This is a genomic window from Pseudomonas sp. P867 (assembly GCF_019891455.1).
Classification (GTDB): domain Bacteria; phylum Pseudomonadota; class Gammaproteobacteria; order Pseudomonadales; family Pseudomonadaceae; genus Aquipseudomonas; species Aquipseudomonas synxantha_A.
Genome location: NZ_JAFLXB010000005.1, coordinates 221,463 through 245,815, shown reverse-complemented (window position 1 = coordinate 245,815; position 24,353 = coordinate 221,463). Strand labels below are relative to the sequence as shown.

Genomic DNA, 24,353 nt, shown 5'->3' with positions numbered 1-24,353 from the left:
CCTGGCGACCGCCGGGTGTGGCCTAGAGAACCTACGTAATAGTTATCGTCGTGGTAGCCGGTTGCTTGAGGATTTTTTTGATTTTTTTTAGTAGCCCTGTGCCAGCCCTTGTATTTCAAGGGCTTATGCAGGCACAGAAGCCCGGTTTCATTGGCTTTTCTGGCGCCAATAAAAAAACGCCGATGATCGAAGGATCATCGGCGTTTTTTATGCAGCGGCTAAAACATCACGGGCGATAGAGAATCGCCGAGCCCCACGACAGGCCCACACCAAACCCGCTGATTGCCACGCGCTTCCAGGTAGCGTCCATCACGTGCTTTTCCAGCAGCAGCGGGATGCTCGACGACACGGTGTTGCCGGTCTCGACCATGTCCTTGATGAACTTGTCCACCGGCGCCTCTTCAAAGCGACGCGCCACGGCATCGACGATGGCCGCACTGCCCTGGTGGATGCAGAACGCATCGATGTCATCGGCCTTGAGGTCCGACTCTGCGAGCAACTCGTGCAAGTGCGCCGGCACTTTCAGCAGCGCGAAGTTGAACACCTGGCGGCCGTTCATGAAGAACACGCCGTCGCTGACTTTGAGGTGCGGCGCGCCGGAACCGTCGGTGCCGAACTTGGATTTGCCGAGCAACCACGGCGCATCTTCGCCCATCCAGGTGGCGGTGGCGGCATCGCCGAACAGCATGGTGGTGTTGCGGTCTTCCGGGTCGACGATCTTCGAATACGGGTCTGCAGTGATCAGCAGGCCGTTTTTCAGGCCGGCGGCTTCCATGAAGCCCTTCATCGCGTAGATGCCGTAGACGTAGCCGGAGCAGCCCAGGGAAATATCGAAGGCGGCAACGTGGGTAGGCAGGCCCAGTTTGTCCTGAACGATGGCGGCGGTATGAGGCAGGCCCTCTTCATCGCCGTTCTGGGTGACGACGATCAGCGCGTCGATGGACTCACGCTTCAATTCGGGGTTGTTGGCAAACAAGGCGTTGACTGCTTCGACGCACAGATCGGAAGTCTCCTGTGCAGCTTCCTTGCGCGGCAGGAACGCCGAGCCGATCTTGCCAATGATGAATTCTTCATCCTTGGCGAACTTGGCACCCTGGGCGTAGTTATCGATCCCGTCCGCCGGCACGTAACTGGCGATGCTTTTTATGCCAATCATTGTGGCTTCCCAATACTAAATAGCTGGAGAACACCCCTCGGGCTATGCCGGAAGTGCTGACAATAAAGGGGATAACCCCATAAAAATCCCGGTGAAAGCCGCCCGATGAAGGCCCTGTGACGACTTATCCTTTTCACACGATACAGTGAAGATGCGCTTTATGACTCACAGGTCACTCAATTTTGCGTGGTTTATGCAAAACGTTTCAACAATTGCGCCACGGAAACGACGACGGCCCAGCCTGTTTCCAGGCTGGGCCGTCGTGCACAGCGCCGATCACATCTTGTTGAACAGGCTCAACTGCGAGATTTTCACAAAGGCCAACTGCGAAGCCTGCAACATGGTCTGCTGCAAGCTCAGGTTGATGGCGGCCTCGGCGAAGTCGACATTGCCCAGGGCATTCATGGTGGTGGTATTGGCCAGGTCCAGGCTGACGTTTTCCTTGGACTGAATATCCAGGCCATTGAGGCGCGCCCCCAGGGAACCGCGCGCCTGGTCGATCTGACTGTAGGCATTGGTCAGGTTGCCAATGGACTTGGCCACCACATCCTTGAGCTCCTTCTGCGCCGCCGGGTTGCCGTCTGACGGCGTTTCCAGGATTTTGCGCAAATGGCTCAAGGTGTCGAGGACATTCTCGTTCTTGTTGCTGGTGGCACTGATCGAAAACTGGTCGCCGGCTGCCGGCGCCGGTGCGGTGGTGACATCGAAGGTCACGCCCGCCGCCGTGATTGACGTTGCACCAGCTGCCAGGGTGCCACTGGCAATGGATTTACTGTCTGCGGTATACGGCTGCGCATACAGATCATAGGCACCGGCCGCGCCAAACTTGACGACGACACCCGAGTTGGGAAAGGTGCTGGCGTATGCCGCCGGATCGCTCACCGTGCCGCCGCTCAGTTGCGCAGTGGACGGATTGCTCGGGGTGCGTGAAACACTGAAGGTGTCCGGCTTGACCGACAAGCTGAACTCGCGATCCTTGACGATGGCGTCCGATGGCGCGCCGGGCAGTATGTCTTTGCCCAGTGCGTCCTTGCCCAGGTTCAAGCCGATGTCAAACTTGACCCCGCGCAGATTGATACTCGAACCGCCTTCCTTGGTGGCATCGAAAGTGCCGTTGCCCGGAATCTCCGAGGTGATGTCCTTGCCGGCATTGTCCGTTACGACATATTGGGTGCTGCTGGTGAAGGTCAGCTTGTACGGCTGGCCGTCGGAAAAACTGCTGTTATAGCTGGTGTTGGCCGCGATCAGCCCGGCAGACACGGTGACCTTGCCATCATCGACCGCTGGCGGCACGAGGATCGGTGCTGTTTGCGTACGGCCCGTATTCGCCGAGCTTTCCAGCATGCTCTTGGCGGTATTGCCCATGGCGACCGACAGGTTCTCCGCCACCTTCAGGCTCAGCGGCGTGTCATCGCCCTGGTAGCTGTAGGTGCCGTCATTGTTGCGGGTGTAGGGAGGCGTGTCGGTCTTGCTCCCGGAGAACAGGTAATTACCGCTGGCGTCCTTGGTATTGAGCAGGCCCAGCACCTGATCTTCAATGGCGCCGATCTCGGCGGCAGTCGATTTGCGGTCAGCGTCGCTGATACCAACGTTACCCGCCTTCAACGCCAGCTCACTGGCCCGCTGAATCGCGATATTGATGTTTTCCAGCACGCCGTCCTGGGTGGTCAGCGAGTTCTTCAACGTGTCGATATTGCCGTTGAATTGCGCCAGCATATCTTTCTGCTGTTGCAGCATCAGCAACCGCGCCGCCGCTACCGGATCATCCGCGGCGGTTTGCACACGGACACCGGTGCTGGCCTGGTCCTGGGCCTTGACCACGCTGGAATAGTTGCTCTGGTACTTGGCAGAGCTGGTCTCGAAATACTGCTGTGTAGAAATACGCATCGTCCCAGCCTCCCTTAAAGAGCATTCATCAGTGTGGTGAAGGTTTCCTGCGCAGCCTTGATGATCTGCGACGACGCGGTGTAGTACTGCTGGAACTTGATCATGTCGCCGGCTTCGTCATCCAGGTTGACCCCGGACACCGAGTTGCGCGCATCTTTATTGGCGCTCAGCAACGCACCGGTGGCGGCGCTGTCGACCCCGGCCTGGCTGGCCTTGGCGCCGACAGTGGAGACCAGCTTGCTATTGGCCCCCACCAGGCTGGTGCCCCCGTTGCCCTCGCCCATGCCAACGGTGGCCTTGGTTTGCAGGTTCAGCAGTTCCTGGGCGTTTCGGCCATCGGATTTGCCGCCGCTGTTGAAGGCGAAGGTAGTGCTGTCGCCGTCTGCCGGGGAGCCATTGACGGTGGTGTCGAACTTGAAGCTCTTGCCGGGGATGGCTGCACCGCTGGCGTCGCGCATCGGTACGTCGACGGTGATCTTGTTGCCCTGCCCCGGGATGATTGAGCCCGTGCCAATCGGGTTGCCCTTGGAATCGCTGATCGTATACGACTGCGTGCCGTCAGCGGCGGGCTTGCCAAACACCATCTTCACCGGCATCGAGTTTTCAATACCGGCGCGCAACTGTGCGGTGTCGGTGCCGCCATGGATGTCCAGCGGCACCGTCAACGACGGCTGGGTAAATGTGCCGGTGCCGCTGTTGGTCTTGCTGCTGGTACCCGCCAGCGGGCCGGCAAACGCCAGCTTGTTGGCATCGGTGAGCGCTACACCCATACCGCTTGCGCCGGTGGCGGTCGGGCTGACTTTGAAGCTGTCGCCAAACGCCATGGCGCCCTTGCCGTCCAGCGCCAGGGTAAAGCCATCCATGGTCGGCGGCGGTGTGGAGCCCATGTCAAAGGTGCCCATTGCCTTGCCGTCCGAACGCAGTACCGTGACCTTGTTGGGGTCGGTCTTGTCGCTGAAGGTCACGGTGTAGTCAAACGTGGACAACTTACTGCTGTCCTTGATCGTCACATTCAGGTTGCCGGCCCCGGCACTGTTGCCCGAGGCGCCCTGGCTGCGCGACGCAATGGCGGCGGGACTGTTGATGTCTTTGAACAGCGAAACGCCAAAGTCACCATTGAGGTCCAGGCCTTGGCCCAGTTGGTTATTGATGGTGTCTGCGGTTGCGATGGCGATACGGCCCAGGTCGTTGATAGCCGGCATCAAGGCATCACTGCGATAACGCAACAGGCCGCCGATGCTGCCGCCACTGATGACGCCGCCCAGGTCCATGGTGGTGCCGTTCATGTCCAACTGAATGGTGTACTGGCTGTTATCGGTTTTGCTCGGCACTGCGGAAATCGTATTGGAGATCCCGCCCTCCACCAGGGACTGGCCGCTGCCGGTGGTCACGCTGAACTGGCCGTTCTTCTCGGTGGCCGTTACGCCGATCAGCTCATTGAGCGAGCGTACCGCCTCGTTACGCGAGTCCAGCAGGTTGGCCGGTGCATTGCCAGACGCGCCTTGCACTTGGGAGATCTGCTTGTTGAGCGAGGCAATCGAGGCGGTCAATTGATTGACCTGCTCACTCATGCTGCTCAGTTGGTTGTTGATAGTCTCTTTCTGCTGGGTCAACTGCGTCGAGATCGCGTTGAAACGGCTGCTCAGGGTCTGGGCGTTGGTCACCAGCAGTTGGCGGGCCGACAGATCGCTGGGGTTGGACGCTGCAGTTTGCAGGGTAGCGAAGAACGAGCTGAGCACCGATGACAGACCGGTGGTCTTGTCCGACAGCACTTTGTCGACGGCGCCGACCTGATCCAGATACGCCTTGGCATCGTTGTTCAGGGCCGTGCTGTTCTGGTAGGCAGTGTCCAGGTATTCGTTGTACACCCGGCGCACGTCGGCCAGGGTGGTACCAGTGCCGATGAACACACCGCCGAACGGGTTCGACGCGTTGGTATTCTGCGTGGTCTGCTGACGCGAATACCCCGGGGTGTTCACGTTGGCGATGTTGTTACTCAAGACCGACAGCGATCCTTGAGCGGCGTTGAGCCCTGACATCCCGATACTGAGCAAACTCATGGTTCAGACCTTATAAATGTGTGGTTGCGCCAGCGGCAGCGTAGTTCTGGTAACTGTTCATGGTTTTTGCGATCTGCGAAATCTTGCTGGCGTAATCCGGGTCGGTTGCATAACCGGCTTTTTGCAACTCGCGTACAAACTGTTCCGGGTTGTCGGCTGATTTCACAACTTCTTTATAGCGATCATGGCTTTGCAGCAGGGTCACGAGGTCGTGGAAGCTGTCCTGGTAGGAGCTGTAGGAACGGAACTGCGCCGTTTCCTTGACCATCGCCCCATCGCGAAACTCGCTGGTGATCGCACGGGCCTGGCCGCCCTGCCAACTCTGGCCGGCCTTGATGCCGAACAGGTTGTGGCTGCTGCTGCCGTCTTCGGCACGCATGACCGATTTGCCCCAACCGGTTTCCAGCGCTGCCTGGGCCACCAGGTACTTGGGATCGATGCCAATCCGTGCGGCGGCGGCCTTGGCCATCGGCAGCATGGTGGCGACGAATTCATCCTGGGAGCTGAAGGCTTTCTTCGCCGGTGCCAGCGGTGGCTGGGCAATGGCGCGGCCATACACCTGCATGCGCCCGCTCGGTACGGCAAAGGTGCGCGCACTGCTGTTGATGACGTTGTCATCGGCGGCACTGTTGCGCAACGGCGCGGCCTTGGCCTCGACCTGGGTACTGGGCACGATGCCGGCAAGCAAACGGTCAGTCAGCTTGCTGGGCAAGGCGATACGGCGCTGGTTCATCAGCTCCATGTCGTTGCTGTGAGACGCAACGGCCCCGGCCTGCGGCTCGGCCACGCGATAGGCCCACAATGGACGCTGCCCATTGGAGCGCCCCAACGGGCCCTCAGCCTGGGTACCGGCAGCAATCTCGGTCGGCACATCGACTTTCCTCACCGGCCCATCCGCTGCCGGGCCTTGCAAGGTGGCGGCCTGGGCCTCCACCGGTTTGTTCTTTTGCATCTGGCGCATCAGCACGTCGGCCAGGCCGATACCACCGCCCTCGCGGGACATCGACACCGCCAGTTGCTGGTCGTACATTTCCTGGTACTGCTTGGCCGCCGGGGTGTTCAACGGGTTGTCCTTGCCCAGGGCATCGGTGGCCGAGCGCATGGACTTGAGCATCTCGTTCAAGAACAGCGATTCGAATTCCTGCGCCACCTTGCGCATGTTGCCTTCGCTGTTCTTGTCATCACCGACCTTCAGCTGGTTAAGCCGATTCAGGTCGGAGTAAGACCCCGAGTCCGCCGTGCTGCTGATGCCGCTCTTGCGCATATCCATGGCCATGGCCTCAGATCACGATCAGGTCGGCTTGCAAGGCGCCGGCCTGTTTCAAAGCTTCGAGGATGGCCATCAAGTCGCCGGGCGCTGCGCCCACCTGGTTCACCGCACGGACAATCTCGTCCAGGGTGGTGCCGGGGCCGAACTTGAACATCGGCTTGGCTTCTTGCTGGGCATTGACCCGCGAGCGCGGGACCACGGCGGTCTGGCCGTTGGACAGCGGGCCCGGCTGGCTGACGATCGGGTCTTCGGTGATGGTCACCGTCAGGCTGCCGTGGGTCACCGCTGCCGGCGAGACCTTGACGTTCTGACCGATCACGATAGTGCCGGTACGCGAGTTGATGATGACTTTTGCCACCGCCTGGCCAGGGTCGACCTCCAGGTTTTCCAGGATCGACAGGTAGTCCACACGCTGACTGGGGTCCAGTGGTGCGGTGACGCGAATCGAACCGCCGTCGATGGCCTGGGCCACACCTGGGCCGAGCATGTCGTTGATCTTGTCGACCACGCGCTTGGCAGTGGTGAAGTCGGAGCGATTGAGGTTCAGGGTCAGGCTGTTGCCCTGGTTGAAACCGCTCGGCACGGTGCGTTCAACCGTCGCGCCACCGGGAATGCGCCCGGCCGACGGTACGTTGACAGTGATCTTCGAACCATCGCGGCCTTCAGCATCAAACCCGCCGACCACCAGGTTGCCCTGAGCAATGGCGTAGACGTTGCCGTCGATACCTTTGAGCGGCGTCATCAGCAAGGTGCCGCCACGCAGGCTTTTGGAGTTGCCCATGGACGAAACGGTAATGTCCACCACCTGGCCCGGCTTGGCAAATGGCGGCAAATCGGCACTGATCGACACCGCGGCAACGTTCTTCAATTGCACGTTGCCCGAGCCTGGCGGCACCTTGATACCGAACTGGGACAGCATGTTGTTGAAGGTCTGCAGGGTGAACGGCGTCTGGGTGGTCTGGTCACCCGTGCCATTGAGCCCCACCACCAGGCCATAGCCGATCAACTGGTTGGAGCGCACGCCGGAAATACTGGCGATATCTTTGAGCCGCTCGGCCTGGGCCACAGTGCTCAAGGCCAGCAAGAGCGCCGTCGCCATCAGCTGTTTGAAATTCAAAATGGCCACCTAGAAAGGGAACAGCGGGCTAAGGAAGAAACGATCGAACCAGCCCGGCTGGCTTGCATCAGCAAACGAACCCGTCCCCGAGTAGGTGATGCGCGCATCGGCAATGCGCGTCGACGGCACGGTATTGTCGGTGGAAATATCATCGGCACGGACCATCCCGGCAATGCGCACCAGCTCGTCGCCGGTGTTGAGGGTCATCCACTTTTCACCGCGTATGGCGATGATGCCGTTGGGCAATACGTCGGCCACGGTCACGGTGATCGAACCGGTCAGGCTGTTGCCCTGCCCCGCCGCACTCTTGCCGTTGGTGGCACGGTCGCCGCTGTAGCCGGCGTCCAGGCTCAGGTCACCACCGCCCAGCGGGTTGTTGGTGTTCAGGCCACCGCCGAACAGCGACGTCAGGCCGATGCTGGTCTTGCTGTTCTTGCCGATCTGCGAGTTGGCGTTCTTGCTGGCCTGGGTCTTCTCGTTGAGGGTGATGGTGATGATGTCACCGACCCGGAAGGCCTTGCGGTCGCTGTACAGGTTCTGTTCGAAACCAGCCTGGTAGATCGAGCCGTTATTGGCCGCCGCCGGCAGCGGCGTGCGTGGCAACACCGGCGCGTAGTACGGGTCATTGGGCTTTGGCGTTGGGGCAACACAGCCCGCGAGCACGGCGATCCCACTCAATGCCAAAACGGAAACATAGCGATTCATGACCCTTACCTCATGGTGTTGCAGGCGCCGTCAAGAGCGCCCCATAGACGTGATTACAGATTTTGCGTGACGAACGAGAGCATCTGGTCGGCGGTGGAAATCACCTTGGAGTTCATCTCGTAGGCGCGCTGGGTGGTGATCATGTTGACCATCTCCTCAACGGTGCTGACGTTGGAGGTTTCCAGGGTGCTTTGCAGCGTGGTGCCAAACCCGTTCAGGCCCGGGGTGCCGATTTGCGGCGCGCCGCTGGAGGCAGTTTCCAGGAACAGGTTATTGCCCATCGCTTGCAAGCCGGCCGGGTTGATGAAGTCGGCGGTTTGCAGGTTGCCGATCACTTGCGACGCCGGGTTGCCGGCCACAGTGATAGACACGGTGCCGTCGTTGCCCACGGTAAAGGTCTTGGCATCCGCCGGAACCACCACGGCCGGTTCCAGGGCGAAACCGTTGGCGGTGACGATCTGGCCGTTGGAGTCCAGGTGGAAAGTACCGTCGCGGGTGTAGGAGGTAGTGCCATCCGGTTGCAGGATCTGGAAGAAGCCACGGCCATTGATGGCCATGTCCAGCGGCTGGCCGGTTTGCTGCAGGTTACCGGCGCTGAAGTTTTTCTGGGTGCCGACGATCTGCACACCAGTACCCAATTGCAGGCCCGACGGCAATTCGCTGTCCTGGGTCGATTGGGCACCTGGCTGCTTCTTGATCTGATAGAGCAGGTCCTGGAACTCGGCGCGATCACGTTTGAAGCCCGTGGTCGACACGTTCGCCAGGTTGTTGGAAATGGTCGTCAGGTTGGTGTCCTGGGCGGACAGGCCTGTCTTGGCAACCCATAGAGCCGGAAGCATGCTGTTCTCCTTCGTGCGCCGGGTGGTGGGCGCTACGTTGCAAATTAGTTAATGGGCTTGAATCAGCTCATCTGCATGACGCGCGTCATGGCCTGGTCGTCTTCTTTAGCGCTGTTCATCATCTTGATGTGCAGCTCGAACTGCTTGGAAAGCGCCAGCACCGCGGTCATTTCTTCCACGGCATTGACGTTGCTCGCCTGCAGGAAGCCCGAAGTCAGCTTGACGTTCGCATCGGCCTGGGCTGGCTGGCCATCCTTGGTGTGGATGGTGCCGTCCAGGCCCTTGGTCATGTTCTTGAGGTCGGGCTGGACCATCTTGATCCGGTCCACTTCCGCCATCACCCGCGGGCCTTCGCCCATGGCGCGGATGCTGATGGTGCCGTCGGCACCGACTTCGATTTTCTGCTGGGGCGGCACGGCAATCGGGCCACCGTTACCCATGATCGGCATACCATTGCCGGCACGCAGCACCCCCAGCGCATCCACGTTCATGCTCGCGCTGCGTACGTAGGCTTCGCCGCCATCGGGGGTTTGCACGGCCATCCAGCCGTCGCCGCTGACGGCCACATCCAGGTCGCGACCGGTTTCGATCATCGCGCCCGGGGAGAAGTCAGTGGCCGGCCGCTCGGTCATGGCAAATGCCCGCGCCGGAAAGCTGTCACCGAACACCGGCATCGAACGCGCCTGCTCCAGGTCGCGCTGGAAACCGTTGGTGGAAATGTTCGCCAGGTTGTTGGCATGGGCCTTCTGCGCCAGTGCATTCTGGCTGGCGCCGGTCATTGCCACATAAAGGTACTTGTCCACGCTCTTTCCTCTTTCTGACGGACGCTTGCCGCCCACCGCTGTACTGAGGAGGCTTAAGCAATTTGCGAACCAACTTTAAAAAAAACGAGGGAGCCCCCTGAATACGGGGGGTTGAGGGCTGGAGCGTCGAGCAGACCCACTCTCAAGAGTCGAAAAAACGGCGGACTTATGCCGCTTGCGGCAAGACCTGACGCCCGAAGCCCTCCCCATGCCTGAATTACGCCGGTGCGTCGCCATTTCAGCTTCCTGGGCCGCTCTTATCGAGGGAAATGTTGCGATGGGTTATTAATACACACGCGGTGACTACCAGACTTATTATTTCAAATTCACGTACAGCGAGTGAAACCCATCTTTATCAGGCGCTTGAGCATTTAGTTAATACATGTTTTTACGCTTGCTTTCTCGGACATCTCACAACACTTACACCAAATTAAAACGTCTCGACACACGCTTACAATTACTAAACAACGACAACTTGAACACACCCTACTGCCTGCGTAAATTCTGTCCATCGCAACATCACCACCCCGAGTATTTAAAGTTGCGTGTTTGCGACACACCTATCACTAACTACAGGATCAGTATCATGTCCACTATTTCACAAGTACCCACCCTGCCTTTCAGTGTTCCTTACTTCCCTACAAGAGCGGGTGGCAGACCGGACCATGATGTATACCGACCTAACTACCCATCGGCCGCGCCCCATTATCACGCGTGCACCCACGAGCACAGGGCCGATGTTTCAGACTATCGTCCTGACCGATACTTTCCAGAGATGCACCGTGCCAGGGACTATTACCCCGACCGACGCATCTCGGACATGCAACCAGACTGGGACTATCGCCCTAGCCGGGATTTGCCGCAAATGCGTCGCGACTGGGACTACCTTCCCGAGCGGCGCGTACCAGACATGCGCCGTGACTGGAACTACCCTACTGACAGGTATGCTGATCAGCGGCCAAGTTATCTTGTCTCTCCAAGGCTCGCAGACGAATTCGCACCAATAAATCAACATTGGAACCCGGCCGTAAAGGCGCTGGATAAACTTATCGACACACTGCCACAGGCCATGATCCGTATGGACATGGATATCACCACCAAGGATCTGCTTGGCGGCAAATATGGGCCACTCTCCCCCAGTATTACCAAGGAACTGGGGAAACTGGATGAACATAGGGACTACCGGATGGTGACTCAGTTTAACGGATACGCATTTACCTACCTCTGGGCACCCGTCGACGGTGGCAGGCCTGTATTTATTGAACAGCCAGAAAACGGCTATATGACGCCAACGAGCGGTACGGATTTATTAAAGCTGTTGAATTCGAATTCCGAAGCCCAACAATTCAAGGATTACGGCGTAACTGCCAAGGACCTGAAAAACGGCAAGTACGGAAAACTCTCTCCCGAGATTCAAAAAAGTTTGAGCAACTTGGAACATGACAAGAACTACAGCCTGATTGAGCTCTTTAAAATTGACAACGAAAACACAACGCTGGCCTGGAGGGACAAAAGTACAGGCAAGATTGAAGAAATAGGCCAGTACAACATTGTCTACGGCTGACACACTGGACAGTTGTCAGATCGGACACTGCGTTCACAAGACGCAGTGTCCAGCATCGCGATACCCTTACTTGATCACCTTATAGTCGCGCAACTTATTCGCAATGGTGGTGTGCGATACACCCAAGCGCTTACCCAGTTGCCGGCTGCTTGGGTGCTCGGCGTAAAGGCTTTCCAACACGGCCTTTTCGAACCGCCCCACGATATCCTCCAAACCGCCTTCCAACGAAAAATCCCCAAGCGGCTGACGCACGCCGTAATCCGGCAGACGAATATGCTCGACCTTGACCGTGCCGCCCTCACACAACGATACCGCCTGAAACAACACGTTTTCCAACTGCCGCACATTGCCTGGCCAGTGGTAGTGGCTAAGACGCTCCATGGCAGCGGGCGCCAACTTGGGCAGCGGGCAACCGATCTGCCGACTGGCTTGGTCAAGAAAATGCTCGACCAAGGGCGCCAGGCCGTCCAGGCATTCACGCAAGGGTGGAATGTGCAGCGACAGCACGTTCAGTCGGTGATAGAGATCCTGGCGAAACTCACCCCGGGCGCAGAGTTCCGACAAGTCCACCTGGGTCGCACAGATCACCCGCACATCCAGATACACCTCTTCATCACTGCCGACCCGACGGAAACACCCATCCTGCAAGAAGCGCAGCAACTTCACCTGCAATCTCGCGCTCATTTCACCAACGCCATCAAGAAACAAGGTACCGCCCGCCGTCAACTCCAGCAGCCCGAGCTTGCCCTCCGCTCGCGCCCCCTCAAAAGCACCGGGGCCGTAGCCGAATAGTTCAGTCTCAGCCATCGACTCGGGCAACCCCGCACAATTGAGGGCCATCAAAGGCGACTGCCCTCGCGGGCTGGCCAGGTGACACGCACGGGCCAGCAGTTCTTTGCCGGTGCCGGTTTCGCCTTCTATTAATAGCGGCGCATCCAGCGGTGCCATGCGCCGTGCTTCTCGGACCACCGCAGCCATCACTTTGGAGCTTTGAAAGATGCTGTCAAAGCCGCGCAGCTCTTGCTTGCGCACGTTGTAGATGCGCTCACCCACACGGTCAGCGCGATGCAAGGTCAGCACGGCACCGGCCATGGCCTCACTGTCGTCATGCTCACTGGATTGCAGTGGGGCGATATCCGCCAAAAACACGTCACCTTTGACCTTGACCCGCAAGCCGTTGATCCGCGATTTGCTGGCACGCACCAGTTCCGGCAAATCGAAGTCCTCGGCATAGCGCGACAGTGGAATACCCGGCACCTCATCCACCCGCACACCGAGTAACTGTGCCGCTGCACGATTGGCAGCGACGATAGAACCGCCCATGTCGATGGACAGCACCGGAAATTCCAGGGCGCCAAGCAGCGCATTGAGTTCCATATGCCGCCGCTCGCTCGGCATCAGCCCCACCCTTTTGACGCCGAATACGCCGGCAATCGCCTCGAACTGCGGGCGCAATGCCTGGAATTGCATGTTCACCAGGTTCGGGCAAAACAGGTAGATGGCATTGCCATGCTCACCGCCGACCTCGCCCTTGGCGACGTTGACGCCGTACTCCACCAACAGGTTGAGGATGTCCCGCAGGATGCCGATGCGGTTCTGGCAGTGCACTTTGATACGCATGGAAAGGCTCGAAAAGTAGGGAGGCACCGCGTCTTTTTGCCGCTGGGCGCAGATAGTCGTCAAGATTATGTGACAGCGCGTCACCTTTTCACAGCCCAAGACACAGATAAGGCCTACACCCGTAACGAATACTTTACGAAAACGGGTAGTTTTTCCTACGCACCCAGGCAAGACCGCGATGGAATCCGGCGCTGTTCGGGTTATCAATAGGTGCATCGCAGGACATAACAAGAACGAATGCCTAGCAGGAGAGCCGTATGAAGCAGACGCACTACGTGGCCCGCGAGCCCGATGCGCAAGGTTTTATCCATTACCCGCCAGAAGAACACGCGGTATGGAACACGCTGATCACTCGCCAACTCAAAGTGATCGAAGGCCGTGCCTGCCAGGAATACCTGGACGGCATCGACAAGCTCGGCCTGCCGTTGGATCGCATCCCCCAGTTGGGCGAAATCAACAAGGTGCTGGCCGAAACCACCGGCTGGCAAGTCGCGCGTGTACCCGCACTGATTCCCTTCCAGACCTTTTTTGAATTGCTCGCCAGCAAGCAATTTCCGGTGGCGACCTTTATTCGTACCCGTGAAGAGCTGGACTACCTGCAAGAACCGGATATTTTCCACGAGATCTTTGGCCACTGCCCGCTGCTGACCAACCCGTGGTTCGCCGAATTCACCCACACCTACGGCAAGCTCGGCCTGGCGGCCACCAAGGAGCAACGGGTGTACCTGGCGCGCCTGTACTGGATGACCATCGAGTTCGGCCTGGTGGACACGCCCCAAGGGCGCCGCATCTACGGTGGCGGCATTCTGTCTTCGCCTAAAGAAAGCGTGTATTGCCTGTCGGATGAGCCCGAGCACCAAGCCTTCGATCCGCTGGAAGCGATGCGCACCCCTTATCGTATCGACATCCTGCAACCGCTGTACTTCGTATTGCCCGAACTCAAGCGCCTGTTCGACGTGGCGCAGGAAGACATCATGGGCATGGTCGAGCGCGGTATGGAATTGGGCTTGCACGCACCGAAATTCCCGCCAAAGCCCAAGGCTGCTTGAGCTGTGCCTTTTTAGGCCAGGTGAGTCTGTTCCCTGGCCGCGCGTTGCTTTAGGGTAACGCCACTGACCTTCAAACATTCGAATTCAGGACACCTCCCATGACCACCTTGAACCAAGCCCACTGCGAAGCCTGCCGCGCCGATGCCCCGCAAGTCAGCGATGAAGAACTGCCGGTGCTGCTCAAGCAGATCCCTGACTGGAACATCGAAGTGCGCGACGGCGTCATGCAGCTGGAAAAGGTCTTCCTGTTCAAGAACTTCAAGTTCGCCCTGGCCTTCACCAACGCCATGGGTGAAATCTCCGAAGCCGAAGGCCATCACCCTGGCCTGCTCACCGAATGGGGCAAAGTCACCGTGACCTGGTGGAGCCACTCCATCAAGGGCCTGCACCGCAACGACTTCATCATGGCTGCGCGCACCGACGAAGTGGCCAAGACTGCCGAGGGCCGCAAGTAATGCACTTCGATGCGATTGGCCGCGTGCCCGGTGACCCGATCCTCGGGCTGATGGACCTGTATGCCCAGGATGCCAACCCGAACAAGTTCGACCTGGGCGTGGGCGTGTATAAGGACGACCAGGGCCTGACCCCGATTCCCCACTCGGTGAAGCTGGCGGAACAGCGCCTGGTTGATACCCAGGTGACCAAGACCTACATCGGTGGCCATGGTGACGCGGCTTTCGGCACCCTGATCAGCGAACTGGTGCTCGGTGCCGATTCGGCCTTGTTGCGCGAACGCCGCGCCGGCGCCACCCAGACCCCAGGCGGTACCGGCGCCCTGCGCCTGAGCGCTGACTTTATCGCCCAGAGCCTGCCTGGCCGTGGCGTGTGGTTGAGCAACCCGACCTGGCCAATCCACGAGACCATTTTTGCCAAGGCCGGGCTTAAGGTCAGTCACTACCCTTACGTAGGCAGCGACAATCGCCTGGATGTGGCGGCGATGCTTGCGACCCTGTCCACGGTACCCAAGGGTGACGTGGTGCTGCTGCATGCCTGCTGCCATAACCCGACCGGCTTCGACCTGACCCAGGATGACTGGCGCCAGGTGTTGCAGATTGTGCGGGAACGCCAGTTGCTGCCGCTGATCGACTTTGCTTACCAGGGCTTTGGTGATGGCCTGGAGCAGGACGCGTGGGCGGTGCGCCTGTTTGCAGCCGAGTTGCCGGAAGTGCTGGTCACCAGTTCCTGCTCGAAGAACTTCGGTCTGTATCGCGACCGGGTCGGCGCACTGATCCTGTGTGCTGCGGATGCCGAAAAGCTCACCGATGTGCGCAGCCAACTGGCGAATATCGCCCGCAACCTGTGGTCGACGCCGCCGGATCATGGCGCTGCCGTGGTGGCGACCATCCTCGGTGATACCGAGCTGAAAAAACTGTGGAGCGAGGAAGTCGAGGCCATGCGCTCGCGGATCGCGCACTTGCGCTCCGGGTTGGTGGAAGCCTTGAAGCCCCATGGCTTGGCCGAGAAGTTTGCCCATATCGGCGCGCAGCGCGGGATGTTTTCCTATACCGGTTTGAGTGCCGAGCAGGTCAAGCAACTGCGCGAGGAGCACAGCGTGTATATGGTCAGTTCAGGCCGGGCCAACGTGGCCGGGGTGGATGCGACACGTTTGACGCTGCTGGCCCAAGCTATCGCCGACGTTTCCAACTGAAAACTGCGGGATCAAAAATGTGGGAGGGGGCACGCCCCCTCCCACATTTTTACCGAGGCGAGGCTTTTAGCCAGCGACCATTTCAGCCTTGAGCTGCGCCTCCCTGGCCTGGACGTCCGCCAACCGATACAACTCGATATGCCCATCCCAGTGCTCGATCAGCGCGGTGCACGATTCCACCCAATCCCCGCAATTGAGGTAATCCACCTCGCCCACTTTGCGAATCTCGGCATGGTGGATATGCCCGCACACCACCCCATGCAGTTCGCGCCTGGTGACTTCGTGGGCAATCGCTTCTTCGAAATCGCTGATAAAGCTCACGGCGGTTTTCACCTTGTGCTTCAGGTACGCCGACAGCGACCAGTAGCCATAACCGTAGCGCGCGCGCCAATGGTTGAGCCAGCGGTTAAGCGTGAGGGTGAATTCGTAGGCCGAGTCGCCGAGGAACGCCAGCCAACGGTGATAACGGGTGATCACATCGAACTGGTCGCCATGGATCACCAATAGATGCCGACCGTCGGCGGTCACATGCACTGCCTCATCGACCAACTGGATATTGCCCAGGATCAGCTTGGAATAGCGTCGTAAAAATTCATCATGGTTGCCAGTGACGTAGATCACCTCGGTGCCGCGCTTGGCCATGGTCAGCAGGCGGCGGATCACGTTGGTGTGGGCCTGGGGCCAGTACATGCCGCCACGCATTTTCCAACCATCGATAATATCGCCCACCAGGTAGACCTTGTCGGCGTGGTAGCCCTTGAGAAACTGCGACAAGTGCTCGGCCTGGCAATCCCGGGTGCCTAGATGCACGTCGGAAATCCACAGGGTTCGCACCCGTTGCTTGCGGCTGGGCTTGGTGAACTCGGCATGGGTCATGGGCATCCCTCGACGCTGTTTTCGCGAGCTTGCGCCTTGGCGATTAATAGCCCATGACAGCTGTGCGTCAGTCTGATGACAGCGCTAAATTCCCGCAAAGCGTTGTAGACTGGCGCCTTGCCGCCCTGGAGATTGCGATGAGCCCGAGCCTCACGCTACGCCACTACCTCGAAGCCCCCATCGCTCACAGCCATGATCATGCGCAGTTGGTGTTCGGCCTGTCCGGGCACCTGGAGCTGGAAGTCGATGGCCGTGGCAGCCAAGTGCGCGAGAGCAGTGTGATGGTGCTGCCCTTCTCCACTCACCATGCCTGTGGCAGCCGCGATGGCAGCCGCTGCCTGGTGCTGGATGTGCCGACCGAGCATTGGGTGGTGCAATCCCTGGGCGAGCATGCCGATGCCAGTCGCCGCTTGCTGGGGCAACCGGCGCGACTGACGCTGGATCCGCGGCAAAGCCAACTGGTGCAGTGGCTGGCGCACAGCCCGGTGGACGACCCGCTGATCGTCCAGCAAGGTGCGGTGCTGTTACTGGCCAGCCTCAATCATCCCCAGGCTAAATCGCAGCCTGGCCGGCGCCTGCCTTATGCAGCGTTCAATGCCCATATCCAGCGCCATGCTGCGCGCCCGTTGCAGGTGGCCGACCTGGCGCGCATCGCCGGGCTTTCCGTGGCGCGCCTGCATGCACGCTTCATGGCCGAATGCGGGCAAACGCCGATGGATTATCTTCGCAGTCGTCGCTTGCACATGGCGCTGGGGCTTTTGCGCGGCACACCGCTTGCCATTGGTGAGGTTGCCGAGCGCGTCGGCTACGCCTCGCAAAGCGCATTCAGTGCCGCCATGTTGCGCGAGTTTGGCGCCACGCCCAGCGCCCTGCGTCGGGCCGACTGACAAGAGCCCCACGCTAAAAATCGCGAGGCCGGCGACAGACGCCCGCAAACCATGCCTCTAGACTGCGAGGCTGTTACCCCCGTTGCTTCAAGGATCGCAATGACTCCCCGTTCAGCCCTTGGCGCCCTGCATATCGGCGCATTGATGTTTGGCCTCACCGGCGTATTCGGCAAGCTGGCGGCGGCCTCCCCTGCCATCATCGTGTTTGGTCGCGCCGCGTTTGCTGTGCTCGCCCTGGCGGTGTTTGCCCGCTTTGCCAGCAACGCGCCCTGGAAGACACTGGAGACGCGCGACTGGCGCCGCCTGCTGGTCAGCGGTGTGTTGCTGGCCGCGCATTGGGTGACGTTCTTTATTGCCGTCAAAGTCGCCGGCGTGGCCGTGGCGACCCTGGGGTTTACCGCCTTTCCGGCCTTTACCGTGATCCTTGAAGGGTTGATCTTCCGCGAGCGCATTCGCGCCAATGAAGTGCTGCTAGTGGCCCTGGTCACCGTTGGCCTGGTGCTGGTGACCCCGGATTTCAACCTCGCCAGCGAGGCCACCAGCGGCCTACTGTGGGGGATCGCCTCGGGGCTGTTGTTCTCGTTGTTATCGCTGAACAATCGCGCCAGCTCCGGGCGCATTCCTGCTGTACAGGCCGCGCTGTGCCAGAACGTGGTGGTCGCGGCCTGCCTGCTGCCGGTGGCCGCACCAGGGCTGGCGGATGTACGTGGGATTGACTGGCTGTGGATCGGGTTGCTGGGAGTGTTTTGTACGGGTCTTGCCCATAGCCTGTTTGTCGCCAGCCTTGCCGTGATCAAGGCGCGCACCGCCTCGGTGGTGTTTGCCATGGAACCTGTCTACGGCATCACCGTGGCCTGGCTGTTGTTTGCCGAAACCCCGACCTTACGCATGTTGCTGGGCGGCGCCTTGATCATCCTCGCCATCGTGCTTTCCGGCCTGATGGGCAGCGCCAGCCAGGCCAAACAACCGGCAACCACAGCCTGATCTATACTTTAAACGTCCGCAACAGTCTGTAGTCGTTCAACGGATAAAGACTCCTCGACGACAGCCATGGTGCTTTCTGAAGTTGCTGCAAGCGAGTGGTCACCCCTCAATGCGATGCAGGAGTTTCATCATGGAAATGCTCATCAGCTTGCTGGTCCAGATCATCAGCGGTGCCGTCGGTGGCAACATCGCCGGCATGACCAAACAGAGCCTGGGGACAGGGCTCAATACCTTTCTCGGCGGAGTCGGCGGCTTGGTGCTGGGCCAGATTGTCGCCGCACTCACGGGCACCACCAGCGGCGAAGCGCTGGATGTTGCCGCGATCGGCAGCAATATTGTCGGCGGTGGCGTCGGTGGGTTGGTATTGACGTGGGCCGTCGGTTTTATCAAACAAAAGCTCGCTGCCAAGTAGCGGTAGGGTCACCGCCCCTCTGTGGCGGTGACTTTCATTGCGTACGATCGTTATGGCCCAGATCGCGCTGCGGGTCGATCTGGTCGCGTACCCGCTGTTTTAGTACCTTGGCCTCGGGAAAGCCGCCGTCGGCTTTGCGTTCCCAGATCTGCACGCCATCACAGGTGATGCGAAAGGCGCCACCGGTGGCCGGCTCCAGCGCCACGCGCCCCAGGTCATCGGCAAATGTACTGAGCAACTCCTGGGCCAGCCACGCGGCGCGCAGCAACCACTGGCACTGGGTGCAATAAGTGATAACAATCTCGGGTTTGCTTGCAGACATAATTTAAGCGGCTCCTGACATGACGGGCCCAGCGAATCGAGTGGCTATAATAGCGGCCTTTATCGCCCAGCCTCGAGATTGATGATGCGCCGCCTGCTGTCTTGCCTGTTCCTGTGCCTAGTCCCCCTGCTTGCCGAAGCCTTGGAAGCACCCCGCCCTAAAATCGGCCTGGTGTTGTCCGGTGGTGCCGCCCGTGGCCTGGCGCATATCGGTGTGCTCAAAGCCCTTGAGGAACAGGGCATCCATATTGATGCGATTGCCGGCACCAGCATGGGTGCGGTAATTGGCGGGCTGTACGCATCGGGCTACAAAATCGACGAACTGGAGAAGCTGGCGCTGGGCATCGACTGGCAACAGGCCCTGTCGGACGCCCCACCACGCGAAGACGTACCGTTTCGGCGCAAACAGGACGACCGGGATTTCCTGGTCAAGCAGAAACTCAGTTTCCGCGACGACGGCAGCCTGGGCCTGCCACTGGGTGTGATCCAGGGCCAGAACCTGGCGCTGCTGCTGGAAAGCATGTTTGCCCACAGTAGCAACACGCGCAACTTCGACAAGCTGCCGATCCCGTTCCGCGCGGTGGCCACCGACATTACCACCGGCGAAAAAGTCGTGTTCAGCAAGGGCCACCTGCCCCAGGTGATACGCGCCAGCATGTCGATCCCCGCCGTGTTCGCCCCGGTGGAACTGGACGGCCGCCTGCTGGTGGACGGCGGTATGACCGACAACATCCCGTTGGATGTGGCGCGGGAGATGGGCGTCGATATTGCCATCGTGGTCGACATCGGCACCCCGCTGCGCTCGCGCAAGCAATTGGCGACCGTGGTGGACGTGCTCAACCAGTCCATCACCCTGATGACCCGGCGCAATTCCGAGGAGCAACTCAAGGCTCTGAACCCCAAGGATGTGCTGATCCAACCGCCTCTGGCCGCCTATGGCGTGACCGACTTCGGCCGCGCCAAAGACATGATCGACGCCGGTTACCGCGCCACCCGCGCTCTCGATGTGCGCCTGGCGAACCTGCGTCCGGTCGAGCCCATCGACGCGCAACTGGTGGCTGCACGCACGCCGGGCGAGCGCACCCCGGTGATCACCGCTATCAAGGTGGAGAACGACTCCAAAGTCAGCGACGACGTGATCCGCTATTACATCCGTCAGGGGCTGGGAGAACCGCTGAACCTGGGGCGCCTGCAATCGGACATGGGCACACTGTACGGCCTGGATTACTTCGAGCAGGTGCAATACCGCGTGGTCAAAAAGGGCCAGGACAACACCCTGGTGATCAGCGCGCGGGGCAAGCGCAGCGGCACCGACTACCTGCGCCTGGGCTTGAACCTGTCGGATGACATGCGCGGCGACAGCGCTTTCAACCTTGGCGCCAGCTATCGAGTGAACGGCATCAACCGCCTCGGCGCGGAATGGCTGACTCGGGTGCAGATCGGTGATCGACAGGAGCTGTACAGCGAGTTCTACCAACCGATGGACACCGGGTCGCGCTACTTCGTCGCGCCTTACATCAGAGCCGAGGCGCAGAACGTTGAGCTGATCCTGGACAACGACCCCATCTCCGAATATCGTTTGGAACGCTATGGCTTTGGCTTGAACGTAGGACGCCAGATCGGCAACAGCGGCGAGATCCGCTTCGGCGTAGGTGAGGCGTGGGGCAAGGCGGACGTGCGTATCGGCGAGCGCGACCTGCCGAGCGTGAGTTTCAGCGAAGGGTTCTATGAGCTTAAATATTCCTTCGACTCCCTCGACAACGTCTACTTCCCGCACAGCGGCGAAGACATAGGCCTGGCCTTTCGCGAATTCGAACCCGGACTGGGTTCGGACCAGCGCTACCGTCAATGGGAGTTCAAACTGGACAAGGCCATGAGCCATGGCCCGGACACTCTGATACTCGGCGGTCGCTATGGACGCACGCTGGATAATTCCGATGTGGTGATCTCCAGCTTCCTGCTGGGTGGGGCGCGGCAATTGTCGGGCTTTCGCCAGGATGCGATTTCGGGCCAGAACGTCAGCCTGATGCGCGCGGTGTACTTCCGCCGGCTGACCCCACGCTCGTACCTGCCACTGGACTTCCCGTTGTACCTGGGTGCCTCACTGGAACGGGGCCGGGCGTGGAACAACGACAACGAATTCGACAGCGGGTATATCAATGCCGCGAGTATTTTCCTGGGGTTTGATACGCCACTGGGGCCGCTGAATTTCAGCTATGGGTTCAATGATGATAATCAGAAGGCGGTGTACCTGAACCTGGGGCAGACCTTCTGACACAGCACAGAACTAATGTGGGAGGGGGCTTGCTCCCGATGGCGGGGTATCAGTCAACAATTCTGTAGCTGGCCCACCGCAATCGGGAGCAAGCCCCCTCCCACATTTGGTTCTCGGCGAATTGCGAGTCAGGACTTTTCCAGGTTCGCCAGAATGTGCTCGTGCACACGCATGCACACGCGCAGATCCTCTTCATTCACCCCAACGAACAGCTCATGGCGCAAGGCCGTGGCGATGGTCTCGATCTGGTCGATCAGCGGTTGAGCGGTATCACACAACAAAATGCGTTTGGCGCGGCGGTCTTCCACCACGGCCTGGCGTTGCACCAGGCCCTGGCCTTCCAGGCTGTCGAGCAGGCGCGCCAAGGTCGGCCCTTCGACGCCGACACTTTGTGCCAGTTCACGTTGGGTAGGTGCTTCGACAAAACGGGCCAGATGCAGCAGCACCAGCCAGCGCGCCTGGGACAACCCTAGCCCCGCCAAACGACGGTCCAGCTCGGCGCGCCAACCTCGGGACATTTGCGCCAACTGCATGCCAAAACGGTGTTGATCGGTTAACGGCATAAAAAACTCATGTTTAAGACTGAAAATAAAGTGTGGCTAATTATTAGTCAGCTAAGCATGAGCCATGCCAGTAGGCAAGGCCCGGTATGTACTGATTCGTTACATTGTCGTAATTGCCACACTAAATTTCGAATTCCGACTGCAAAGCGGCACGCACGCAGTACAAAACACCCTCGGGAACACGCCCGGTGAACAATGGAGCGATCTCCACTACAGGTGGCAATTCGCCTTCTCCGTCGAGGAAGGCATCCTGGATTTCGCCGAGTAAATCCTCAGGCAAATCAAGGGCCTGCTCCAGCGACAACTGTTGCTTGCCAATGGCTTCGGCGAGCAGGGTATACACATTTTTTTCCGAGCATTGCAGTTGGCCGGCGATCTGGATCGGAGTCATGCCAGCGCGGGCCAGGCTGATCAGTTCGTGGCGAATATCGGCGATTTCCTTCGGCGCTTCTGCCTGGCCGCCGAGCACTTCGAGGAAGGCCTGGCCGTAACGCTCCAGCTTGCGCGCACCCACGCCACTGACCCGAGCCATCTCGGCCATGGTGGTGGGTTGCTCGCGGAGCATTTCCAGCAAGGTGGAGTCGGGGAAGATAACGTAGGGCGGCACGCTGTGTTCCTGCGCCAATTTGCGCCGCAGGGTACGCAACGCCTCCCACTGCTCGCGCTCCTCGCCCCGCACCAACTGGCTGGCCTGGCTGGTGCTGCTGCTTTTGGCGCTGGCCTGCGGCTTGAGGTCGCGGCGCAGTTCCAGGCTGACTTCACCCTTGAGCAACGGCCGGCAACTGTCGTTCAGGCGCAGCCCGCCATAGCCTTCGATATCAATGTCGACGAGGCCACGGGCAACCATCTGGCGAAACAGCGAACGCCATTCGCCCTCGGCACGGGCCTTACCGACGCCATAGACCGACAGTTTTTCGTGGCCGAAGCTACGAACTTTTTCATTGTCCTTGCCGAGCAACACATCCACCAGATGGCCCACGCCATAGCGCTGGCCAGTGCGATAGATCGTCGACAACGCCTGGCGCGCAGGCTCGGTAGCGTCCCAGGTTTGCACGCCGTCGATGCAGTTGTCGCAGTGACCGCAGGGTTGCGGCATGTCTTCGTCGAAATACGCCAGCAGCGTCTGACGGCGGCAGCGGGTTTCTTCGCACAACGAAAGCATGGCGTCGAGCTTGTGCTGCTCCAGACGCTTGTGACGCTCGTCACCTTCGGAGTTCTGCAGCATCTGCTTGAGCATCACCACGTCCTGCAGGCCGTAGACCATCCAGGCATCCGCCGGCAGGCCATCTCGGCCGGCACGACCGGTTTCCTGGTAATAGGCCTCAAGGGACTTGGGCAGGTCCATGTGCGCCACGAAACGCACGTTGGATTTGTCGATACCCATGCCGAAGGCGATGGTCGCCACCATGATCAGGCCTTCCTCGTTTAGGAAGCGTTTCTGGTGCGCAGAGCGCGTTTCATTGGGCAGGCCGGCGTGGTAAGGCAGCGCCGGGTAGCCTTGCTCGCACAGGAACGCAGCGACTTCATCGACCTTCTTGCGTGACAGGCAGTAGACAATACCCGCATCGCTGCGCCGCTCGGACAGGAACGCGAGCAACTGCTTGCGTGGCTGCTCCTTGGGTACGATGCGATAGAAGATATTCGGCCGGTCAAAGCTGGACAGGAAGCGCTCGGCATTCTGCAAATGCAGGCGCTCGACGATCTCTTCACGGGTACGTTTGTCAGCGGTGGCGGTCAGGGCGATGCGCGGCACGTCGGGGAACAGCTCCGCCAATTGACCAAGCTGCAGGTATTCGCGGCGGAAATCGTGGCCCCACTGCGATACACAGTGGGCTTCGTCGATGGCGAACAGGGCGATTTCCAGGCTCTGCAAAAAGGCCAACATGCGTGGCTGCACCAGACGCTCCGGCGCCAGGTACAACATCTTCACTTCACCGCGCTTGATTCGTGCGGCCAGGTCGCGCTGCTGCTCGGCGCTGAGAGTGGAGTTCAGGGAAGCGGCGGCGACGCCCAGCTCTTCGAGGGTGGCAACCTGATCGTCCATCAACGCGATCAGCGGCGACACCACCACCGCCAGGCCGTTGCGCAACAGCGCAGGTACCTGGAAGCACAGCGACTTGCCGCCACCGGTAGGCATCAGCACCAGGGCATCGCCGCCGCTGGCCACACGCTCAATGATCGCACCCTGGCGGCCACGAAAACTGTCGTAGCCGAAGATGTCCTTGAGGACGCGTTGAGCCTGCTCGAGCATGTAAAACTCCAAAATGGTGCCGAAATCCCTCTGTACAGGCTGGCCGAAAAAATACGCTTTCACGGA

Annotated in this window: 21 protein-coding genes; 8 read left to right on the top strand and 13 right to left on the bottom strand. The window is 59.9% G+C overall.

Features of this window, described 5'->3' with window-relative positions:
* Nucleotides 1-226 precede the first annotated feature (226 nt).
* The 8 genes from J1G33_RS11865 to J1G33_RS11830 all read right to left on the bottom strand — a co-directional run bounded on the left by J1G33_RS11865 (nt 227) and on the right by J1G33_RS11830 (nt 9,837).
* On the bottom strand, nt 227-1,156 hold the full coding sequence (locus J1G33_RS11865) for a ketoacyl-ACP synthase III (RefSeq protein WP_005790096.1): 930 nt from the start codon (nt 1,154-1,156) through the stop codon (nt 227-229).
* Nucleotides 1,157-1,432: 276 nt separating this feature from the next.
* Nucleotides 1,433-3,043 carry a flagellar hook-associated protein 3 gene (locus J1G33_RS11860; RefSeq protein ID WP_032880055.1) on the bottom strand — a complete coding sequence of 537 codons (1,611 nt, stop codon included), beginning with the start codon at nt 3,041-3,043 and terminating at the stop codon, nt 1,433-1,435.
* A gap of 14 nt (nt 3,044-3,057) precedes the next feature.
* Complete coding sequence (gene flgK, locus J1G33_RS11855) at nt 3,058-5,103, bottom strand: flagellar hook-associated protein FlgK (RefSeq protein WP_223018135.1); 2,046 nt, start codon at nt 5,101-5,103, stop codon at nt 3,058-3,060.
* A 10-nt stretch (nt 5,104-5,113) separates the two neighbouring features.
* On the bottom strand, nt 5,114-6,379 hold the full coding sequence (gene flgJ / locus J1G33_RS11850; protein WP_032880054.1) for a flagellar assembly peptidoglycan hydrolase FlgJ: 1,266 nt from the start codon (nt 6,377-6,379) through the stop codon (nt 5,114-5,116).
* A 4-nt stretch (nt 6,380-6,383) separates the two neighbouring features.
* Nucleotides 6,384-7,472: a flagellar basal body P-ring protein FlgI gene (locus J1G33_RS11845; protein ID WP_164699565.1), complete on the bottom strand. Its 1,089-nt coding sequence runs from the start codon at nt 7,470-7,472 to the stop codon at nt 6,384-6,386.
* Between the two features lie 27 nt (nt 7,473-7,499).
* Nucleotides 7,500-8,195, bottom strand: a complete 696-nt coding sequence (gene flgH / locus J1G33_RS11840; protein WP_005790104.1) for a flagellar basal body L-ring protein FlgH — start codon at nt 8,193-8,195, stop codon at nt 7,500-7,502.
* 53 nt (nt 8,196-8,248) lie between these two features.
* Nucleotides 8,249-9,034 (bottom strand): flagellar basal-body rod protein FlgG, encoded by a 786-nt coding sequence (flgG, locus tag J1G33_RS11835; protein WP_005790105.1) that lies wholly within the window; start codon nt 9,032-9,034, stop codon nt 8,249-8,251.
* 62 nt (nt 9,035-9,096) lie between these two features.
* Nucleotides 9,097-9,837 (bottom strand): flagellar basal body rod protein FlgF, encoded by a 741-nt coding sequence (locus tag J1G33_RS11830; RefSeq protein WP_032880052.1) that lies wholly within the window; start codon nt 9,835-9,837, stop codon nt 9,097-9,099.
* 586 nt (nt 9,838-10,423) lie between these two features.
* On the opposite strand from J1G33_RS11830, the gene J1G33_RS11825 reads away from it, so the two are divergent.
* The gene (locus J1G33_RS11825; RefSeq protein WP_223018134.1) at nt 10,424-11,401 is read left to right on the top strand and encodes a hypothetical protein; all 978 of its coding nucleotides are present in this window, start codon (nt 10,424-10,426) and stop codon (nt 11,399-11,401) included.
* 66 nt (nt 11,402-11,467) lie between these two features.
* Here J1G33_RS11825 and J1G33_RS11820 read toward each other — a convergent pair whose 3' ends face one another.
* Nucleotides 11,468-13,021 (bottom strand): sigma-54-dependent phenylalanine hydroxylase transcriptional regulator PhhR, encoded by a 1,554-nt coding sequence (locus J1G33_RS11820; RefSeq protein ID WP_005790109.1) that lies wholly within the window; start codon nt 13,019-13,021, stop codon nt 11,468-11,470.
* Nucleotides 13,022-13,278: 257 nt separating this feature from the next.
* Between J1G33_RS11820 and phhA the strand changes: the two genes are divergently transcribed.
* From phhA to J1G33_RS11805, 3 genes are all read left to right on the top strand, one after another.
* Entirely contained in the window at nt 13,279-14,070 is a 792-nt protein-coding gene (gene phhA, locus J1G33_RS11815) for a phenylalanine 4-monooxygenase (RefSeq protein WP_043049667.1), read from the top strand.
* A 98-nt stretch (nt 14,071-14,168) separates the two neighbouring features.
* Nucleotides 14,169-14,525: a 4a-hydroxytetrahydrobiopterin dehydratase gene (locus J1G33_RS11810; RefSeq protein WP_005790113.1), complete on the top strand. Its 357-nt coding sequence runs from the start codon at nt 14,169-14,171 to the stop codon at nt 14,523-14,525.
* On the top strand, nt 14,525-15,718 hold the full coding sequence (locus tag J1G33_RS11805; RefSeq protein ID WP_032880049.1) for an amino acid aminotransferase: 1,194 nt from the start codon (nt 14,525-14,527) through the stop codon (nt 15,716-15,718). The genes J1G33_RS11810 and J1G33_RS11805 overlap by 1 nt, the downstream gene beginning before the upstream one ends.
* Nucleotides 15,719-15,784: 66 nt before the next feature.
* On the opposite strand, the gene J1G33_RS11800 is transcribed toward J1G33_RS11805, so the two are convergent.
* A complete protein-coding gene (locus tag J1G33_RS11800) occupies nt 15,785-16,594 on the bottom strand; it encodes a UDP-2,3-diacylglucosamine diphosphatase (protein ID WP_032880048.1) in 810 nt (269 codons plus the stop codon).
* A 137-nt stretch (nt 16,595-16,731) separates the two neighbouring features.
* Here J1G33_RS11800 and J1G33_RS11795 point away from each other — a divergent pair, with 137 nt between their 5' ends.
* The 3 genes from J1G33_RS11795 (at nt 16,732) to J1G33_RS11785 (ending at nt 18,877) form a co-directional block, all read left to right on the top strand.
* Complete coding sequence (locus tag J1G33_RS11795) at nt 16,732-17,481, top strand: AraC family transcriptional regulator (protein ID WP_032880047.1); 750 nt, start codon at nt 16,732-16,734, stop codon at nt 17,479-17,481.
* 99 nt (nt 17,482-17,580) lie between these two features.
* The gene (locus J1G33_RS11790; protein WP_223018133.1) at nt 17,581-18,465 is read left to right on the top strand and encodes a DMT family transporter; all 885 of its coding nucleotides are present in this window, start codon (nt 17,581-17,583) and stop codon (nt 18,463-18,465) included.
* A gap of 130 nt (nt 18,466-18,595) precedes the next feature.
* Nucleotides 18,596-18,877: a hypothetical protein gene (locus tag J1G33_RS11785; protein ID WP_003193002.1), complete on the top strand. Its 282-nt coding sequence runs from the start codon at nt 18,596-18,598 to the stop codon at nt 18,875-18,877.
* Between the two features lie 34 nt (nt 18,878-18,911).
* Here the strand turns inward: J1G33_RS11785 and J1G33_RS11780 are convergent, their stop codons facing one another.
* Nucleotides 18,912-19,199: a SelT/SelW/SelH family protein gene (locus tag J1G33_RS11780; protein WP_043049661.1), complete on the bottom strand. Its 288-nt coding sequence runs from the start codon at nt 19,197-19,199 to the stop codon at nt 18,912-18,914.
* Nucleotides 19,200-19,283: 84 nt separating this feature from the next.
* Between J1G33_RS11780 and J1G33_RS11775 the strand changes: the two genes are divergently transcribed.
* Entirely contained in the window at nt 19,284-21,473 is a 2,190-nt protein-coding gene (locus J1G33_RS11775; RefSeq protein WP_005790125.1) for a patatin-like phospholipase family protein, read from the top strand.
* A gap of 128 nt (nt 21,474-21,601) precedes the next feature.
* Here the strand turns inward: J1G33_RS11775 and J1G33_RS11770 are convergent, their stop codons facing one another.
* Both J1G33_RS11770 and recQ read right to left on the bottom strand, forming a co-directional pair.
* On the bottom strand, nt 21,602-22,036 hold the full coding sequence (locus tag J1G33_RS11770; protein ID WP_003193007.1) for a MarR family transcriptional regulator: 435 nt from the start codon (nt 22,034-22,036) through the stop codon (nt 21,602-21,604).
* A gap of 121 nt (nt 22,037-22,157) precedes the next feature.
* Nucleotides 22,158-24,287, bottom strand: a complete 2,130-nt coding sequence (recQ, locus tag J1G33_RS11765; protein ID WP_005790127.1) for a DNA helicase RecQ — start codon at nt 24,285-24,287, stop codon at nt 22,158-22,160.
* Between the last annotated feature and the right edge of the window lie 66 nt (nt 24,288-24,353).